Genomic DNA, 18,645 nt, shown 5'->3' with positions numbered 1-18,645 from the left:
CTAAAAGTCCGCGCTACATCACGTAGTTGGCGGCGTGAGCCACTTCTCCAGCTGCACCGGCTGGTAAGCGGCCATTTGCTTCAACAATTCCTCCGGATTGGCTGATTGCAAGAGCTGGGCGCGGTTTTCGGCCCGTAGGAGCTGGTCGGCGGCCATGCGGTCGAGGGCTTGCAGCAGCAGGTCGTAGTAGCCGTCGACATTGAGCAGGGCCACGGGCTTTTGGTGCAGCCCAAGCTGGCCCCAGGTCAGCACTTCAAATAGCTCTTCGAGGGTGCCGTAGCCACCGGGCATGGCGATAAAGCCGTCGGCGCGGTCGGCCATCATGAGCTTGCGCTCGTGCATGGATTTCACGACGTGCAGCTCCGTGCAGCCTTTGTGAGCCAGCTCCTTGGCATCCAGAAAATCGGGAATCACGCCCACTACCTGGCCGCCTTCCGCCAGCACGGCATCGGCGATGGTACCCATGAGGCCCACCCGGCCGCCGCCGTACACCAGCGTGAGGCCTTGCGTCACCATTGCCTTAGCGAGGGCTTGGGCCTGGGTGATATAGTTCGGGTTGGTTCCGGCGCTGGAACCGCAGTACACGGCTATGCTTTTCATTTACAGAACGATGTAGAGACGCGATACTTCGCGTCTCGTCGTTGAACGATTCAATCTGCGCAGGCGAAACAACATCAGCAACGACGAGACGCGAAGTGTCACGTCTCTACATCGTTCTGACGAATTACATGCGCTCGGGCACCTGCATTCCCAGTAGCTTCAGCGACTGCTTAATCTGCTCCCCTACCCGGGCCGAGAGGGCCACTCGCAGGCTGCGTTTGGCCACGTCAGTTTCCTGGAAAATCGACACCTCTGCATAGAACCTATTGTAAGCCTTCGCCAAATCATAAGCATACTGCGCGATGACGGCGGGCGAGAGGTTGCGGGCGGCTTCGGCTACTACCGAAGCGTAGCGGGCCAGCTCCTGCACCAGCTCGCGCTCGGTGCCTTCGAGGCTGGTGATGCTGCTCCAATCAGCCGTCTCATCAATGCCCAGCTCGGCGGCTTTGCGACGGATGGCGGCGATGCGAGCGTGCGAATACTGGATGAACGGGCCGGTGTGGCCTTCGAGGCTCACCGACTCTTCGGGGTTGAAGAGCATGCGCTTCTTGGGGTCCACTTTCAGCAGGTAGTATTTCAGCGCGCCGAGGCCCAGCATGTGGTAGAGTTCTTCCAATTCGGCATCGCTGAGGCCTTCGGTTTTGCCTTTTTCAAGGGTGGCGGCTTTGGCGGCGGCTACTACGTCGCGCACCAATTCGTCGGCATCTACTACGGTGCCTTCGCGGGTTTTCATCTTGCCAGTGGGCAGGTCTACCATGCCGTAGCTGAGGTGGTGGATGGCGTCGGCGTAGGGCTTGCCCAGCTTTTTGAGCGTGGCTTGCAGCACCTGCATGTGGTAGTTCTGCTCGTCGGCGATGACGTAGATGCTGCTGTCGTAGCCGAAATCCTGGTACTTCAGTTCGGCTGTGCCCAGGTCCTGAGTGATGTAGACGCTGGTGCCGTCGCCGCGCAGCAGCAGCTTCTCGTCGAGGCCCTCGGCCTGCAAATCAACCCACACCGAGCCGTTCTCCTTATTGAAGAACACGCCTTTGTTCATGCCCTCTTCTACTCGCTCCTTGCCCAGCAGGTAGGTCCCGGATTCGTAGTAAAACTTGTCGAAATCGACGCCAATGGCCTTGTAGGTGGCGTTGTGGCCTTCGTACACCCAGCCGTTCATCTGGCGCCACAGGGCTACCACTTCTTCGTCGCCGGCTTCCCACTGCTGCAGCATCTGCTGGGCATCCAGCATCAGCGGGGCCTGGCGCTTGGCGATATCGGCGGCCACGCCTTCGGCTTCGAGCTGCTTCACTTCCTCGCGGTAGTGCTTCTCAAACAGCACGTAATATTTGCCTACCAAGTGGTCGCCTTTGATGCCGGCGCTGGCCGGGGTTTCGTTATGGCCGAAACGCTGGTAGCCCAGCATCGACTTGCAGATGTGAATGCCCCGGTCGTTAACCAGGTTCACTTTGGAAACCGTGGCGCCGGTGGCTTTCAGAATCTCGGCCACCGAGTAGCCCAGGAAATTGTTGCGCAGGTGGCCCAGGTGCAGGGGCTTGTTGGTGTTGGGCGAGGAGTATTCGACCACCACGTTTTGCGGGCCGCCGTCGGTGCCCATGGGCGCGGTGGCGGGCTGAGCACGCAGCTGATTGAACACGGCCAGCCACTCGGCATCGGCGATTTCGAGGTTCAGGAAGCCTTTCACCACGTTGTAGCCGCTCACGCGGGGCTCGTGGGCTTTCAGCCACTCGCCCAGGGCCTGGCCGATTTGTTCGGGGCCTTTGCCAAACGCTTTGGTGAGCGGGAACGTGACGAGGGTGAAGCTGCCGGCAAACTCCTTGCGTGTGGGCTGGAGCGTGAGGCTAGCGGCGGGGATTTCAAGGCCAAAAACTGCCTGAGCGGCGGTTTGCAGGGCGGTTTTGAGGGAGGATTCTAACTGTTGCACGGGGCAAAGGTACGGCGGGGCGGTAACCTCGCCTCCCCTGGCCCTTCTCCAAAAAATGGCGGGAACCGATTCGGCCGCAACGGGCGGTCGGTGGCGCGGCCAACGGAAAATGCCGTTTTGCGAAATAGCGGTACTTTGCCGGCTCTCTCCCACCCGCACTCGTTCATGTCCCGTATTCTTCCCACCATCGTGGGGGCGCAGTTTTGCTGCACCTCGCTGTGGTTTGCCGGCAATGCCGTGGCCCCCGATATGGCGGCGCGCCTGCACCAAGGGCCTGGTTTTGTGGCCGCGCTCACCAGCGCCGTGCAGCTGGGCTTCATTGGCGGCACGCTGGCCTTTGCCCTGCTGGCCGTGGCCGACCGTTTCTCTCCGTCGCGGGTATTCGCGCTGAGCGCGGCACTGGCAGCGCTCTGCAACCTGGGGCTGGTGCTGCCGGGCCTGCCGGTGGCGGGGCTGCTGGGCTGCCGGGTGCTCACGGGATTTTTCCTGGCCGGCATCTACCCGGTGGGCATGAAAATAGCGGCCGACTACTACGAGGCCGGGCTAGGACGCTCGCTGGGCTGGCTGGTGGGAGCACTGGTACTGGGCACTGCGTTTCCGCACCTGCTCAAGAGTGTGGGCGGGCAGCTGCCCTGGCAGGGAGTGGCCTGGGCTACCTCCGGCCTGGCGCTGCTGGGTGGCGCGGCGCTGCTCGGGCTGGTGCCCGATGGCCCCTATCGCCGGGCCGGCATGCGCCCGGCGCTCACAGCATTCTTGGCGGGGTTCCGGCAGCCGGCGTTTCGGGCGGCGGCGTTTGGCTATTTCGGGCACATGTGGGAGCTCTACACCTTCTGGGCCTTCGTGCCGGTGGTGCTGGCGGCATTCAATACCCAACACCCCGGGGCGGCGTTGCCGGTGCCGCTGCTTTCGTTCGGCATTATTGGCGGGGGCAGCCTGGGCTGCGTGGGCGCGGGGCTGCTGGCCCGGCGGTGGGGCGCGGCCCGGGTTGCGGGTGGAGCACTGGGGTTGTCGGGCTTCTGCTGCCTGACCTCGGGGCTGGTACTGGGCACGAGCTCGGGGACGATGCTGGGGGCTTTTCTGGTTTTTTGGGGCTTGGTGGTGGTCGCCGATTCGCCGATGTTTTCGACCCTGGTGGCCCGGCACGCCCCCGCCGAAAAGCGCGGGGCCGCGCTCACCATCGTCAATTGCTTGGGATTTGCCCTCACCATTGGCAGCATTCAGCTTACCAGCCGGCTGGTGCCGCTCCTGCCGCCGCAGCTGGTGCTGCTGCCGCTGGCCGTGGGGCCGGCGCTGGGGCTTTGGGCGCTTTGGCGGGCGCGGCAGGTGGTAGAAGCATAACAGCACTCAGCTCAGAGCCGCCGCGCCCGCCAAAGTGCCCACAGCCCGCAGAAACTGCAGGGCGATAAGGGCCTTGCGGTGGGTGGCTTTTCCGGTATGTTGAAAGCACAACGTTTCGGGTTGAGCAGCCCTCAGCCAGAAGCCGTCAGCCGGCGGCCTGCACCCGCTCCAGGCGGGCTTTGCGGCGCAGAAAGGGCCGCTCCAACCCGTAGTAGGAACCCATGGCCAGTAACACGGACAGGGCGAGCGTGGCCAGCAGCGTGAGCAGCCAGCGCAGCCCGGTGGCCTGGGCGTCGAGCCAGGGCCCGAGTTGCAGCAGCACCAGCGCCGCCGCCAGGTAATGCAGCATATAGAGCCCGTACGAGAGCTTGCCCAGGTAATTGAGCCAGCCCGCTTCCAAGCTGATAACCGGCTTCTCGGCGGCGGCCAGGTTCAGAATCAGCACCGCGAACAGGCCGGCGTATACTTCCTCGTGCAGCGGAAACCGCTGGCCCCAGGCTAACAGGCCGACGATGGCCGCCAAGGCCAGCCACTGCGTGGCCGGGGCCATCAGCCACCGCAGCACAGGCGTGCGTCGCTGAAACAACAGCACGGCCGGCACCGCCCCCAGTACCAGGCAATCGAGCCGGAAATAATAGAGGAAGCCAAAGGCGAAATTCAGCCAGGGCGCCGGCGTGGGCTGGGCGGCATGAAACGCCACAACGATGCCTCGCTGCAGCCCCAGCAACAGCAAAAAAGCGCCCGCCACCACCGGCAGCACGTGCCGACCCGCCCGCCGCAGTACCCACGGCCACAGCAGGTAAAACTGCTCCTCGGTGCCAATAGACCAGGCCTGCGACAGAAACGGAATGCCGCCGTAGAGCACCAGCGCCACGTTGGGCAGCAGCAGCATGTGCAATATGGCTTTGCCGGGCAGCTGCGTGATATCGCCGACAAAGCCATCTGTGCGCAGGTAGGCCCAATGGGGCAGCACCAGCAGCGCCAGTACCACCACTGCGTAGTACAGCGGCCAGATGCGCAGCGCCCGCCGCCGGTAGAACCGGCCCACCGCAATCTGCCCGAACTGCTCCTGCTCCAGCAGCAGCAGGTAGGTGATGAGGAAGCCGCTGAGCACAAAAAACAGCGTCACGCCCTCGTCGCCGATGCGCTGCACCACCGGCACCGCGCTCCACGAGGGCCGCCCGTGAAACAGCCGCTGCTGCTCCACGTGGTTGACGATGACCAGCAAGGCTGCCACAAAGCGCAGCCCGTTGAGGTTGGGAAAGTAAACCGGGCTGCCCGGGCGGCGGTAGAACGAGGGCGTAGCCATTGCCGCAAAGCTAGCGGCCGGGGGTTCATGCGGCCGCAACGGCATTGCCGCACCCACCGGCCGAATAGCCCGCTGAAACCGGAGCAACCACGAGCCCCGTCAGTGGCTGGCGGGGAGTTGGCCAGCCTGGCTGTGGCCACCGGAACTGCGCCTAACCGAGGGCGCAATATCTTTAGCTCATCGTCGCCCTTTCACCAGCTACCTTTCCTTATGCCGCTATTCGTACTCAAAGCCGTTCGAATGACGAAACTGGTGCTTTTTTACTGGCTGCTGGCCGCCGGCTTGCCCGCCGCGGCGCAGGCCCCGGTGAAACAGTGGGACCGCACCCTGGGCGGCACCGGCGACGACCGCGCCATCAGCATTCAGCCCACGACCGACGGCGGCTACATCGTGGGCGGCACCTCCACCTCGGGCAACAGCGGCGATAAATCGCAGCCCAACACCAGCCCCACCGGCACCAATTACTGGGTGGCGAAGCTCGACTCGGCCGGCACCAAGCAGTGGGACCGCACCTTCGGCGGGGTTGGCGGGGAGGAGCTGCGGTGCGTGATTCAAACCGCCGACCACGGCTATTTGCTGGGCGGCTATTCGGCGTCGGGTGCTACCGGCGACAAAAGCCAGCCCAGCCGGGGCAACTTCGATATGTGGATAATCAAGCTGGATGCCAGCGGCAACAAGACCTGGGACCGCACCTTTGGCGGCCTCAGCCTCGACGACCTGGCTCAGCTACAGCAAACCAGCGACGGCGGCTACATCCTCGGCGGCTACTCTTTTTCCGGCGTATCGGGCGACAAAACGCAGACCAACCGCGGCCCTTCCTACACCACCGACTACTGGATAGTCAAAATCGACGCCAACGGCACCAAGCAGTGGGACCGCACCGTGGGCGGCACCGCTTCAGAGGAGCTGCGCACCGTGTGCCAGACGGCCGACGGCGGCTACCTGGTGGCCGGCTCTTCGTGGTCGGATGCGTCCGGCGACAAGGCCCAGGACCGCCAGGGCCTGATTGAAACCGATTTCTGGATAGTAAAGCTCGATGCCAACGGCGCGCCCCTCTGGAACAAGGATTTTGGCACGGTGGGCTGGGACGTTTTCGGCGGCGCCGTGCAAACGGCGGACGGCGGCTACCTGGTGGCCGGCAATGCCGGCGCCGCGTCGGGCGACAAAACCGTCCCCGGCAAGGGCGCGCTGGACATCTGGTTGCTCAAGCTCAGCGCCAACGGCACCAAACAGTGGGACCGGGCCGTGGGCGGCGCCAACGACGATTTTCTGGCCCCCAATGCCCTCGCCCAAACGCCCGACGGCGGCTATGTCATCGCCGCCAGCTCGTTTTCGGGCATCTCCGGCGACCGCACCCTGGCCCGGCGGGGCAGCGAAGACTATTGGCTGGTGAAGCTTGACGCCGCCGGCACCCCGCAGTGGGACCAGGCCATGGGCAGCAGCCTGCGCAACGAGCTTTACGGCATGCGGCCCACTTCTCGCAACGGCTTTGTGCTCTGCGGCTATTCCAACGGCGGCACCTCTCTCGATAAAACGCAGCCCAGCCGGGGCGGCAACGACTTTTGGGTGGTGAAGCTGGGGCCGCCGCCGCCCAGCGCGGCCATCGGCGGCGACTCGGTGCTGTGCGCCGGCGGCAGCGCCCGCCTCACCGTCACCCCACCCGCGCTCACCTACCGCTGGAGCACGGGGGCCACCACCGCCGGCATCAGCGTGTCGCAGCCGGGCAGCTACTCGGTGCAGGCCACCTACGCCAACGGCGCGAGCAGCACGGCCCGCTTTCAGGTGCGGTTGCTTCCCGCCGTTCCTGCCTTTTCGCTGGGGCCCGATACCACCATTTGCGAAGGCACCGCGTTGGTTTTGCACGGCCCCGCCCCCGCCCTCCCGGGCCTGGCCTACGCTTGGTCCGATGGCTCCAATGCCCCCGCTCTCACCGTGCGCGAACCCGGCAATTATACGTTGCGCATCAGCGGCTGCGACACCCGCACCGCCAGCGTGCGCGTGGCCAGCCGCGCCTGCGTCCTCATTCCCAACATCATCACGCCCAACCACGACCAGCACAACGACCGGTTCAGCATCACGGGCCTCACCGGCGAATGGGCGCTGCAACTCTACAACCGCTGGGGCCGCCAGGTCTTCACCACTGCCGCCTACCGCCATGACTGGGGTGCGGACGCGGCTCCCGGTGTTTACTATTACATCCTACGGCAAGCCACCACGGGGGCTACTTACAAAGGGTGGCTCGAAGTAGCCCGATAATTCTCAATCGCCTTGTCGGCAATAGCATCGGCAAGCCCCACCAGCTACCGGCGGAGCTTGCCGTTTATGCGGCGGCGGCGGGCTTGGAGGTGGCGCCCTACCTACTCACCACTTCTTCCAGCCGGAGCCGCTTCTCAATGGCATCCGTTGCCTTTTCCAGGATGTTGAAGGCATTCTTGGCCATTGTGTTGCCATTGTCCAGCGTGGGGTTGATTTCGACCATCTCGAAGCACACCACCCGGTCGTTTTCCAGCAGGTCCTGGCATAGGTTTTCGGCTTCGGAAAGGTAGAGGCCGTCCTCCACGGGCGTGCCCGTGCCGATGCTAAAGCTCGAATCGAGGCTGTCGACATCGAAGGAAATGTACACCAGGTCGCAGAAGCGCAGGTGCTCGTAAATCTCGCGGGTGAGCTGGCGCGAGCCCTTGGCCTTGATTTCGGGCAGCCGTATCCACTTGATGCCCAGCTCGGCGATGAGGGCGTCTTCCTCTTCCTCGGTGTCGCGCACCACCACGTACACCAGGTGTTCGGGCTTGAGCTTGGGGCCGGGCTCGGCCAGGTTTTGGAGGCGGCGCCAGAAGAAGATGGTTTCGGCGTCGGGGATGTTGCGCTGGTGCTTGAGGTTGTCGACGCCCAGCGAGGCGGCCAGGGGCATGCCGTGCACGTTGCCGCTGGGGGTGGTGTAGGGCGAGTGAATGTCGGCATGGGCGTCAATCCAGATAACGCCCAGCGTTTTGGCCGGGTAGGCGGCCTTGATGCCGGCGATGGTGGCGTTGGCCGAGCTGTGGTCGCCGGCCAGCACCAGCGGAAACTCGCCGAAGCGCAGCGTCTGCTCCACGGCGTTGGCAATACCCTTCTGCACGGTGTAGATGCTATCGATGTGCTTGGCGAAGGGGAAGTGGTTTTTCTCGAACAGCACGTGGTTCAAATCGGGCAGCACCACGGAATTGAACCGGCGGAAATAATCGGAGCCTTTGTTGAGGCAGGCCACGCGCAGGGCGTCAATGCCCATGCTGGAGCCGCGGGTGCCGGCCCCGAGCTCGGAGCGTACTTCCAAAAGTTTGATGCGTTTCATCGGAGGGTGGGAATTTGGGATAGCAGGATGGCGGCATCGTTCCAAGGATTTCAGTTGTCAGTTGCTGGTTGTCAGTTGTTAGAATCGATGAACGACCTGACAACTGACAACCAGCAACTGGCAACTAGAAACACTTCGAGCGCTGCCTTGCGGCAGAAGAATCTGCCGTAGCCAAGTCGCTTATTATTCCATCGTCACGATGCGAGGCGGGATAGCGGAAGAACAACCAACGGTTCCCGGTCATTATCCTGACCCCGGCGGTACTTTTGTCCCGCCCGCCGTAAAGGTCGGATATTTCCCGCTGCATTCAAAAATCCCGAATGGACACGTACCACGACCTCATTTCCCAGACCTTCGACTTCCCCACGGCCGATTTCACCGTGCAGGACCACGAGCTGCAATTCCACGGCATCGACCTCATGGGTCTCGTCGAGAAGTACGGCACCCCGCTGCGCCTCACCTACCTGCCCAAAATCAGCTCTCAGATTCAGCGGGCCAAGAAATGGTTTGCCGAGGGCATCGAGAAAACCGGCTACACCGGCTCGTATTCCTACGCCTACTGCACCAAGTCGTCGCACTTCCGCTTCGTGCTGGAGGAGGCCCTGAAAAACGACATCCACCTCGAAACCTCGTCGTGGTTCGACATCAGCATCATCCGCAATTTGCACGCCCAGGGTAAGGTCGACAAGCAGAAGCATATCATCTGCAACGGCTTCAAGCCCGAGGCCTACAAGAAGGAAATCGCCGACCTCATCAACGACGGTTTCGTGAACTGCATGCCCATCATTGATTCGCCGAACGAAATCGAGTACTACCACAACCACGTGCGCGAAAACGTGAACATGGGCATGCGTCTGGCTTCCGACGAGGAGCCGCGCTTCCAGTTCTACACCTCGCGCCTGGGCGTGCGCTACGCCGACGTGATTCCGCTCTACGAGCAGCGCATCAAGGACGACCCGCGCTTCACGCTCACCATGCTGCACTACTTCATCAACACCGGCATCAAGGACACGTCCTATTACTGGTCGGAGCTGAGCCGCTTCGTGCACAAGTACTGCGAGCTGCGCAAGGTGTGCCCCACCCTCACCACCATTGATATTGGCGGCGGCTTCCCCATCCAAACCAGCATCCAGCCCGAGTACGACTATCCCTACATGGTGTCGGAAATTCTGCGCACCATCCAGCGCATCTGCAAGGAAGAAGGCGTGCCCGAGCCCAACATTTTCACTGAGTTCGGCATCTTCACGGTGGGCGAGAGCGGCGCCATCATCTACAGCATCCTCGACGAGAAACTGCAGAACGATAAGGAGCTTTGGTACATGATTGACGGCTCGTTTATCACCAACCTACCCGACACCTGGGCTCTCAACCAACGCTTTATCCTACTGGCTGTCAACGGGTGGGAGAAAAGCTACAAGCGCCTGCAGCTCGGCGGCCTCACCTGCGACTCGCAGGACTACTACAACGCCGAGAAGCACATCTACCAGGTGTTCCTGCCCGAGCGCAAGCCCACCGACGCGCAGCCGCTCTACGTGGGTTTCTTTCACACTGGCGCCTACCAGGAGAGCCTCAGCGGCTACGGCGGCATCAAGCACTGCCTCATCCCCGCCCCGCAGCACGTTATTCTGGACCGCGCCGCCGACGGCACGCTCACCGATACCGTGTTTGCGCCCCAGCAGGAAGCCGGCAGCATGATGCGCATCCTGGGATACGAATAATTCAATTTCGGCGGCAGGAATTTTTCGTTGAAAATAGCGTTAGCTGCTTATCTTTGAAGCCTAGCCTCGCCATCCCTCACCCGTTTTTTATACTTATGAAAAAGTTCGTATTGCTCGCCGCCGGTTTCGCGGCCCTGTCCCTCGGCGCCTGCAACCGCCAGAAGTGCCCCGCCTACAGCAGCACCAAGGAAGCCAACCGCATTTCCTCGCCCATCATGGCCAGCAACGCCCAGAAAGCAGAGCGCCTGTAGGTTTATCGGTTTTGGAATAGAAAAAGGCCGGCCTCCCACGTGGGAGGCCGGCCTTTTTTATGGCTTCTTGATTTGGTAGCGTTTGATAAGACCGGTGTTATCAGGTGGATTCGGGCCGAAAACAGACACTTCGGTATAAGTCGGAAACTGGCGGTACGTGGTAATAGATTCGCTACCCGCCGCCTTCGCCACTGAGTCGCCGGCCTGAATGTATTGCTGCCCGGCGGCGGTCAGCGCCAGGGCTTGGGTTTGTCCGGTGGCGAGCTTCACCTTCTGAATACCGTGGGAATAAGACAAGACTTTTTCCACCCGGCTGGCTAGTTGCAGGGCTTTGTAGCGCTCTGCTTCGCGCTTGCTGTTGGCCGTGGTGGTGAAGTAAAAAATTGCCTGGCCGAGAATCACACACGCCAGCAAAAACAGCATGTTGCGATTTTTCGCTATCCAAGTCGGTTTTTCCTCGATGACTGTCATTGCCCCAAGATAACAGCCGCAGCCGCCTGCAAGTCGGCCACGTGCGGTGCGAAGCCGGCTTCCTCCTCCCCCACCAAGATGCCGCGCACGCCCACGGCAGCGCCGGCTTCCATGTCGCGCAGCCGGTCGCCCACTATCCAGCACTGCGCCGCATCCAGTTCGAAGCGCGCAATGGCCTTTTCCAGCATGCCGGAACTGGGTTTGCGCAGGATGGACTCGCTCACGCTGGGGTGGGCATCGGCGAAATAAAGGGCGTCGATGATGCCGCCGCAGGCACTTTGCAGTTTGGCGTGGCAGGCGCGCACGTCGGCGGCGGTGTAGAGCTTTTTGGCGATGCCGGCCTGGTTGGTAACGACGATAAGGAGGTAGCCGGCGGCTTTGAGGCGGGCCAGGCTTTCGGGCACGCCGGGCAAGATGATGAATTTCTCCGGCTCCCAGACGTAGGTTCCGATTTCCTGATTCAGCACGCCGTCGCGGTCGAGAAAGACGGCTTTGTTTTTTGGTATCATTAGAACAAAGGAAGTAGCCCGAACTTTGTAGTTCGCGTCCCCGCGCCAGTCGGCCTTTCCCGGACGCGAACTACAACCTTCGCGCTACTATGAAAATTGCCATCATCGGCGGCGGCATCAGCGGCCTTACCCTGGCCTGGTACCTGCAAAAAAGCGGCGTCCCCTACGACTTGTTTGAGGCCGACGCCCGGCCCGGCGGCAACCTGCACAGCCTGGCCACGCCCGAGGGCTACCTGCTCGAAGTCGGCCCCAATTCCCTGCAGCTAAGCGCCGAGCTGGAAGAGCTGCTCGCCGACCTCGGCCTGACCGACCAAATCCAGGACGCCGCCGCCGTGAGCCAAAACCGCTACGTGCTGCGCGATGGCCGCTACCAGATTCTGCCCAGCTCGCCCCCCAGCCTGCTCACCAATGGCTTTTTCAGCCTGAAGGCGAAGTGGGAGCTGTTAAAAGAATTTCGCAAGCCCGCCCAGCCCATCGACCCCACCGAAACCGTGGCGCACTTTTTCCGCCGCCGCTTTGGGCCCGAAATCGTGGACTACGCCGTCAATCCCTTCATGGCCGGCATCTACGCCGGCGACCCGGAGCAGCTGCTCATCAACAAAACCTTTCCGCAGCTGCCGGCCCTGGAGCAGCAGTACGGCTCGGTGCTGCGCGGCTTTGCCAAAAGCAGCAAAGGCGCCGGCCGCCGCCGCATCATCAGCCTGAAAAACGGCACCCAAACCATCACCGATACCCTGGCGACCCGGCTCACCAGCTACCAGCCCCACACCGCAGTCACGGCCATTTCCCGGGCCACGGACGGTACTTACCAGCTGGAGCTAAAGGGCCTGCAAGGCCTGGAAGCGGCGCCCGGCTACTCGCATCTGGCGCTGGCGCTGCCCGCTTACGCGGCGGCCCCGTTGCTGGAAACGTTATTTCCGCAGGCCGCCACGGCGCTGGCGGCCGTGCACTACCCGCCCATGAGCGCCGTGTACTCGGCCTACGACCGCGCTGCCGTGGCGCACCCGCTCAACGGCTTCGGGGCGCTGAACCCGAAGGTGGAGGGCACCTACGCGGCCGGCTCCATCTGGACCAGCAGCATCTACCCCAACCGGGTGCCGGCGGGGCAGGTGCTCTTCACCACCTTCGTGGGCGGCGCGCAGTACGAGGACGCCGCCCGGCAGCCCGACGACGCCCAGAAAGCGGCCGTGCACGCCGAACTGAGCCAGTTTTACGGCATTGTGGGGGCACCGCGCTGGCAGCGTTGCTACCGCTGGCCGCGCAGCATTCCGCAGTTCGACCGGCACATTGTGGGCGCGCACGCCGCGGCCGCCACCCTGGAAACCGAGCACATCGTGACCGTGGCCAACTGGCGCGCCGGCGTGGGCGTGCCCGATTGCATTCGCCACGCCCGGCGCGTGGCCGAAACGCTGGCAACTGAGCAATAGCAACTTGCCCGCAGCGTTGCAGGATTAATTACATCTGAATATTTTCATTATCCGGCAAAAAAGCCGCTCAAGGCACTGCGCATGCATGCAGCTTCGCACCGCAAAACCCTATCTTTGATGCAAGATTACCGTCCATGAGCGAAGGCCTCGTCCTAATTCCTACGTACAACGAACGCGAAAATGCGGAGCTGATAATCCGCAAGGTGATGTCGTTGCCGCGGGCTTTTGATGTGCTCATCATCGACGATGGCTCGCCCGACGGCACGGCGGCCATTGTGCGGGGCTTGCAGGCCGAATTTCCGGGCCGGCTGTTTTTGGAAGAGCGGGCGGGCAAGCAGGGCCTGGGCACGGCCTACATCCACGGCTTCCGGTGGGCGCTGGCCCACGGCTACGAGTACATTTTCGAGATGGACGCCGACTTCTCGCACAACCCCGACGACCTGCTGCGCCTGCACGATGCCTGCGCCCAAGACGGCAACGACATGGCCATCGGCTCGCGCTACATCCAAGGCGTGAACGTGGTGAACTGGCCCATGTCGCGGGTGCTGATGTCGTATTTCGCCTCGTGGTACGTGCGCCTGGTCACGGGCATGCCCATCCGCGACGCCACCGCCGGCTTCAAGTGCTACACGGCGCGGGTGCTGCGCGCCATCGAGCTGGACAAAATCCATTTCGTGGGCTACGCTTTCCAGATTGAGATGAAATGGCTGGCCTACCAGCTGGGCTTCCGCCTCAAGGAAGTGCCCATCATCTTCACCGACCGCACCCGCGGCACCTCCAAAATGTCGAAAGGCATTGTGCAGGAAGCCTTTATCGGCGTGCTCCAGATGAAAATAAGCAGCTGGGTGCATCCGCTGAAGCCGGTAGCCGGACGCTAGCGCGGCACCGGCCGGCGTGTTTTGTGTTGCAGAAGCGGCGGTTTGTGTTGCCCGGCGTTGGCCTGGAAACCAGACTTTTGTGGGGCAATGGTTGTTCTAATCGGCACAACTTCCCCTCCCCCAAAGTCAACGCTTTATGTCCCTCACCGCATACCGTACCCTGGGCCGCTCCGGCCTGGTAGTGAGCCCCCTGGCACTGGGCACCATGACGTTTGGCACCCCGCGCTGGGGCTCGCCCGACGATGTTTCGCTGGCTATTTTCAACGCCTACGTGGATGCGGGCGGCAATTTTGTGGACACCGCCGACGTGTACGCCGGCGGCCGTAGCGAGGAGCTGCTGGGCCAATACCTGGCCGACCGCAGCCTGCGCGACCAGGTGGTGCTGGCCACCAAGTTTGGCTTCAACACCGGGCCCGGCAACCCGCACGCGGGCGGCAACGGCCGCAAAAATATCCACCGGGCGCTCGAAGGCTCGCTACGCCGGCTCCGCACCGACTACGTGGACCTGTACTGGCTGCACGCCTACGACATGGTGACGCCCGCCGAAGAGGTGCTCCAAACGCTGGGCGACCTGGTGCGGGCCGGCAAAATCCGCTACTTCGGCTTTTCCGACATGCCCGCTTGGTACACGGCCAAGGCCGCCACGCTGGCCGCGGCGCACGGCGTGCCGGGCCCCATTGCCATGCAGCTGGCTTACTCGCTGGTGGAGCGCAACATTGAGCGGGAATACGTGCCCCTGGCCCACGAATTCGGCCTGGGCATTGCGCCGTGGAGCCCGCTGGCGGCCGGCTTCCTGGCGGGCAAGTACCAGCGCGATGGTGCCGGGGCCACCGGCGAAGGCCGGCTCAGCGGCCCCAACCCGTTCGGCAACACGCTGTTTACGGACCGCAACTGGCGCATTCTGGAGGCCTTGCAGGGCGTGGCCGCGCAGGCCGGGCAGCCGCTGCCGCAGGTGGCGCTGGCCTGGGTGTTGGCGCAGCCGGGCATGAGCGCGCCCATTGTAGGGGCCAGCCGGTTGGCCCAGTTGCACGATAGCCTGGCGGCGCTAACTGTCACGCTCAGCCCCGAGCACCTGCGGGCCCTGAACGAGGCCAGCGCGCTGGAGCCGGTGTTTCCCTACCCCATTTTCACGCCGGCCGTGAATAAGGGGATTTTCGGGGGCCACACGGTGCAGGGCTGGCAGTAGCGGCCGCTTAGGTGGCACGGGCAGCGGCAGGGCCCGGGGCGCGGGCAGGCCGTTTACCAGCGTATCTTGCCAATGCGCATGGAAAACACTCCCTTGTTCTGGCTGGTCTTCGTTGCTTTCGTAGTGGGGCTGCTGCTGCTCGACTTGTTGGTTTTCAACCGCAAAGCCCACGAAATCAAGTTGCGCGAGGCGCTGGGCTGGAGCGCCTTTTGGGTGGTACTGTCGCTGAGTTTCAACCTGCTGGTGTATCGTACCATGGGCCCCCAGGCGGGCCTACAGTGGCTGACTGGCTACCTGGTGGAAAAGGCGTTGAGCGTGGACAACCTCTTCGTTTTCCTGCTCATATTCAACTACTTCAAAGTGCCCGGGCAGTACCAGCACCGCATCCTTTTTTGGGGCGTGCTGGGCGCGCTCATCCTGCGGGCGGTGTTTATTCTGATTGGGGGGGCGCTGCTGGCCAAATTCCACTTCCTGCTCTACCTGCTGGGCGCGTTTCTGGTGTACACGGGCATCCGGATGGGCGTGGCCGGCGACACGCCCGAAATCGACCCCGAAAACAACCCCGTGGTGCGCTTTCTCAGCCGCCACCTGCCCATCACGCGGCAGCTCGATGGCGGCCGGTTTTTCATCAGGAAAGACGGTCTGCGCTTTGCCACGCCGCTTTTTGTGGTGCTGGTGATGGTGGAAACCACCGACGTGGTATTCGCCGCCGATTCCATCCCGGCCATTCTGGCCATTACGCGCGACACCTTTATTGTGTTCACCTCCAACGTATTCGCGCTGCTGGGGCTGCGGGCCATGTACTTTGCCCTGGCCAGCATGATGCGCCTGTTTCACTACCTGCACTACGGCCTGGCGCTGATTCTCGTGTTCATCGGGGCCAAAATTCTGCTGGAAGAAGTGCTGCCCATTGCCATGCCGCTGGCGCTGGGCATTGTGGGCGGGCTGCTGGCACTGAGCGTGTTGGCCTCGGTGCTGTGGCCGAAGAAAAGCAGTTGAGGCCCGTTTGTCCTGAGGTCGAATAATTCGGCCACTGCCCCAGCCCCAGTTGGCTCCATTGCCCCAATCATTGTAGCTTGCCCAGGCAACCATTTCTACCCCAAAACCCTCATGTGCGTATGAATACACTTCGACTCCTTGCCCTTGGTTTGCTACTGCTGGCCCGTGCTACCCCACCGGCCGCCGCCCAGGCCCTCGACCCCACCTTCACCGCGCCCCTTTCGCTCTACACCACCGGGCAGGTGTATTACCTGGGGCCCCAGCAGGCCGACGGCAAGCGCGTGGTGGGCGGCTATTTCACGCGGGTGAACGGGGCAGCCACCGGCGCCAACTTCGTCCGGCTGGACGCGGCGGGCGCGGTCGATGCAACATTTGCGCAAAACGTGGGTGCCGTCAGCGGCGTGTCGCAGGTGCTGAGCCTGCCCACCGGCCAGTACCTGCTGGCGGGCGGTGGTAGCATCATCGCCGGCGGCATCAGCCGCAACGAGCTGCTGCGCCTGAACGCCAATGGCACCGCCGATGCCACGTTCAGCGCCGGCACGGGGGCCGCCCTCAACGGGTCCTATGGCTACGGGCAGTTGTATGCGGTGCAACCCGATGGCAAAATCATCGTGGCCGGCAATTTCGACCATTACAACGGCGTGGCCGCGGCCGGCGTGGTGCGGCTCAATGCCAACGGCAGCGTGGACCCTGCCTTCAACGTAGGCACCGGGTTCGACCTGAACACGGCTTTTCCGGCTTCGGTGGCGGTGCAGGCCGACGGCAAGATTCTGCTGGGCGGCGAGTTTGATACCTTCAACGGTCAGGCCGCCGGCGGCCTGGTACGACTCAATGCCACCGGCAGCGTCGATGGCTCATTCTCCTCGCCGCTGCTGGCCTTCTCCTACGTGGAGGGCCTAGTGATGCAGCCCGACGGCAAAATCCTGGCGAACGGGTTTCTGAACCTGCCTAGCAGCACCTCGCGCTACGCCGGCCTGATGCGCCTGCTGCCCAACGGCACCCTCGACCCCAACTTCGTGACGTCGAACTTCCTCGACGGCGATGTATCGACCAACACCGCGGAGCCGGCCGTGCTGTTGCAGCCCGACGGTAAAATCATCGTGAGCGGCTATTTCACGGGCGCCGTGGGCAACCGCGTGGCCCGCCTCAACGCCGACGGTACTTCCGACGTCACCTTTCAGGTGGGCACCGGCCCCAACACGGCGCCTTCGACCATGGGCCTGCAAGCCGACGGCACCCTGCTGGTGGGCGGCGGCTTTGGTGCCTTCAGCGGCGTGGAGCAGCCGCTGGTGCGCCTCACCACTGGCGGCGGGCTGGAATCGGCTTTTGCGCCCCGCCTGCAAATCGGGGGCAGCGCCGCGACCCTGGCCCTGCAGACCGACGGCAAAGTGCTGCTCGGGGGCGACTTCACGGAAATCAACGGCCAGGCGGTGCACCGCCTGGTGCGGCTGCAACCCGGCGGCGCCCTCGACGCGGCTTTTTCGGCCGCTACCGGCGTGCTGCCCACCCCGGTGAGTGCCCTCACGCTGCAGCCCAACGGCAAAATACTGGTGGGCACCGCCGAGAACGTGGCGCGCTACGAAACCAGTGGCAGCCCCGACGCCACCTTCACCCCGTTTGTGACCGGCACGGGCTACTTCGTCAACGGCATTACGGGGCTGGCCCTGCAGGCCGATGGCCGGGTGCTGGTGGCCGGCAACCTGAGCGGCACCGCCAACGGCACCCCGGTCAACGGCCTGGCGCGGCTGACGACCACCGGGGCCGTCGACCCCAGCTTCGTGCGCCTCGTCAACGACCCGGTGCTGGGCGCCAGCGCCGGGGCCGATGCCGTGCTGGTGCAGGCCGATGGCCGCATTGTGGTGTCGAGCCGGTTCCGGCCCGCGCCGCAAACCTCTACCTATCGGGTGGTGCGCTACGAGAGCAGCGGCGCCCTCGATGCCTCTTTCAACAACACCGCCACCTATAATTTTACTACTACCACGGCCGCCGGCCGCGTGTTTGCCCTGGCCCAGCAGGCCGACGGCAAGCTGCTGGTTGGCGGCAGCTTTGGGCAAATAGATGGGGCCACGCGCTACAACGTAGCCCGTCTGACCGCTGCTGGAACCGTGGACCCCAGCTTCACGGCACCCGTGGCCATGTCGGGCTCGGTGCGCGCGCTCACCATTCAGCCCAACGGCCGGGTGCTACTGGGCGGCAACTTCACCCTGGCCAGCTCGCCCGGCCGCAGCAACCTGGCGCGGGTGCTCGACAATGGGCTGGTGGACGCCACCTTCGGCGCCACGGCCAACCCCAACGGCCAGGTGCGGACCCTTGCGGTGCAGCCCGATGGCGCCATTCTGCTTGCCGGCCCCTTCACCACCGTAGCCGGGCAGGCCCGGCTGGGCGTGGCCCGCATCACGGCCGCTAACGTGCTGAGCGTGGCCGCGCCGGCCGCCGTGGCCGCCCGCACGGCCGTGTGGCCGGTGCCGGCTCACGGCCAACTGCACGTGGCGCCCGATTTCAGCGCTCAGCCCCGCAGCCTCACCCTGCTCGACGCCACGGGCCGCGCCGTGCGCACCCGCCCCGTGGCTGGCACCACCGAGCAAACTCTGGACCTCGACGCCTTGCCCACGGGCTTGTACCTGCTGCAGGTGCACTACGCGGCGGGCACGGTCACGCGCCGCATTGCGGTGGAGTAGTCAGCCACATTCAACGCATATAAAAAGGGGCA

Annotated in this window: 15 protein-coding genes; 9 read left to right on the top strand and 6 right to left on the bottom strand. The window is 63.6% G+C overall.

Going from position 1 to position 18,645, the window contains the following annotated elements; genetic code table 11:
• Nucleotides 1-18: 18 nt before the first annotated feature.
• A complete protein-coding gene (locus tag Q4S41_RS19230) occupies nucleotides 19-600 on the bottom strand; it encodes an LOG family protein (protein ID WP_305032754.1) in 582 nt (193 codons plus the stop codon).
• Between the two features lie 124 nt (nucleotides 601-724).
• Nucleotides 725-2,521, bottom strand: coding sequence for an arginine--tRNA ligase (gene argS / locus Q4S41_RS19225; RefSeq protein WP_305032753.1), 1,797 nt, complete (start codon nucleotides 2,519-2,521; stop codon nucleotides 725-727).
• A 165-nt stretch (nucleotides 2,522-2,686) separates the two neighbouring features.
• Between argS and Q4S41_RS19220 the strand changes: the two genes are divergently transcribed.
• Nucleotides 2,687-3,859, top strand: a complete 1,173-nt coding sequence (locus tag Q4S41_RS19220) for an MFS transporter (protein ID WP_305032752.1) — start codon at nucleotides 2,687-2,689, stop codon at nucleotides 3,857-3,859.
• A 145-nt stretch (nucleotides 3,860-4,004) separates the two neighbouring features.
• Here Q4S41_RS19220 and Q4S41_RS19215 read toward each other — a convergent pair whose 3' ends face one another.
• The gene (locus Q4S41_RS19215) at nucleotides 4,005-5,168 is read right to left on the bottom strand and encodes an acyltransferase family protein (protein ID WP_305032751.1); all 1,164 of its coding nucleotides are present in this window, start codon (nucleotides 5,166-5,168) and stop codon (nucleotides 4,005-4,007) included.
• Between the two features lie 210 nt (nucleotides 5,169-5,378).
• Between Q4S41_RS19215 and Q4S41_RS19210 the strand changes: the two genes are divergently transcribed.
• On the top strand, nucleotides 5,379-7,424 hold the full coding sequence (locus tag Q4S41_RS19210) for a T9SS type B sorting domain-containing protein (RefSeq protein ID WP_305032750.1): 2,046 nt from the start codon (nucleotides 5,379-5,381) through the stop codon (nucleotides 7,422-7,424).
• Nucleotides 7,425-7,521: 97 nt separating this feature from the next.
• Here Q4S41_RS19210 and Q4S41_RS19205 read toward each other — a convergent pair whose 3' ends face one another.
• On the bottom strand, nucleotides 7,522-8,496 hold the full coding sequence (locus tag Q4S41_RS19205; RefSeq protein WP_305032749.1) for an arginase: 975 nt from the start codon (nucleotides 8,494-8,496) through the stop codon (nucleotides 7,522-7,524).
• A gap of 320 nt (nucleotides 8,497-8,816) precedes the next feature.
• On the opposite strand from Q4S41_RS19205, the gene Q4S41_RS19200 reads away from it, so the two are divergent.
• A complete protein-coding gene (locus Q4S41_RS19200) occupies nucleotides 8,817-10,214 on the top strand; it encodes an arginine decarboxylase (protein WP_305032748.1) in 1,398 nt (465 codons plus the stop codon).
• Nucleotides 10,215-10,309: 95 nt separating this feature from the next.
• The gene (locus Q4S41_RS19195) at nucleotides 10,310-10,465 is read left to right on the top strand and encodes a hypothetical protein (RefSeq protein ID WP_305032747.1); all 156 of its coding nucleotides are present in this window, start codon (nucleotides 10,310-10,312) and stop codon (nucleotides 10,463-10,465) included.
• A 57-nt stretch (nucleotides 10,466-10,522) separates the two neighbouring features.
• Here the strand turns inward: Q4S41_RS19195 and Q4S41_RS19190 are convergent, their stop codons facing one another.
• Both Q4S41_RS19190 and Q4S41_RS19185 read right to left on the bottom strand, forming a co-directional pair.
• Nucleotides 10,523-10,936 (bottom strand): hypothetical protein, encoded by a 414-nt coding sequence (locus Q4S41_RS19190; protein ID WP_305032746.1) that lies wholly within the window; start codon nucleotides 10,934-10,936, stop codon nucleotides 10,523-10,525.
• Nucleotides 10,933-11,445: a D-glycero-alpha-D-manno-heptose-1,7-bisphosphate 7-phosphatase gene (locus tag Q4S41_RS19185; protein WP_305032745.1), complete on the bottom strand. Its 513-nt coding sequence runs from the start codon at nucleotides 11,443-11,445 to the stop codon at nucleotides 10,933-10,935. The genes Q4S41_RS19190 and Q4S41_RS19185 overlap by 4 nt, the downstream gene beginning before the upstream one ends.
• An 89-nt stretch (nucleotides 11,446-11,534) precedes the next feature.
• On the opposite strand from Q4S41_RS19185, the gene hemG reads away from it, so the two are divergent.
• The 5 genes from hemG to Q4S41_RS19160 all read left to right on the top strand — a co-directional run bounded on the left by hemG (nucleotide 11,535) and on the right by Q4S41_RS19160 (nucleotide 18,613).
• Nucleotides 11,535-12,872 carry a protoporphyrinogen oxidase gene (hemG, locus tag Q4S41_RS19180; RefSeq protein ID WP_305032744.1) on the top strand — a complete coding sequence of 446 codons (1,338 nt, stop codon included), beginning with the start codon at nucleotides 11,535-11,537 and terminating at the stop codon, nucleotides 12,870-12,872.
• A 134-nt stretch (nucleotides 12,873-13,006) separates the two neighbouring features.
• Nucleotides 13,007-13,750, top strand: coding sequence for a polyprenol monophosphomannose synthase (locus Q4S41_RS19175; protein WP_305032743.1), 744 nt, complete (start codon nucleotides 13,007-13,009; stop codon nucleotides 13,748-13,750).
• Between the two features lie 136 nt (nucleotides 13,751-13,886).
• A complete protein-coding gene (locus tag Q4S41_RS19170; protein WP_305032742.1) occupies nucleotides 13,887-14,936 on the top strand; it encodes an aldo/keto reductase in 1,050 nt (349 codons plus the stop codon).
• Between the two features lie 78 nt (nucleotides 14,937-15,014).
• Nucleotides 15,015-15,935 carry a TerC family protein gene (locus Q4S41_RS19165; RefSeq protein WP_305032741.1) on the top strand — a complete coding sequence of 307 codons (921 nt, stop codon included), beginning with the start codon at nucleotides 15,015-15,017 and terminating at the stop codon, nucleotides 15,933-15,935.
• A 119-nt stretch (nucleotides 15,936-16,054) separates the two neighbouring features.
• On the top strand, nucleotides 16,055-18,613 hold the full coding sequence (locus Q4S41_RS19160) for a T9SS type A sorting domain-containing protein (protein WP_305032740.1): 2,559 nt from the start codon (nucleotides 16,055-16,057) through the stop codon (nucleotides 18,611-18,613).
• Nucleotides 18,614-18,645 lie beyond the last annotated feature (32 nt).

This window comes from Hymenobacter convexus, from assembly GCF_030580955.1.
In the GTDB taxonomy this organism is placed as follows: domain Bacteria; phylum Bacteroidota; class Bacteroidia; order Cytophagales; family Hymenobacteraceae; genus Hymenobacter.
This window is presented reverse-complemented; position numbering and strand designations above follow the sequence as displayed.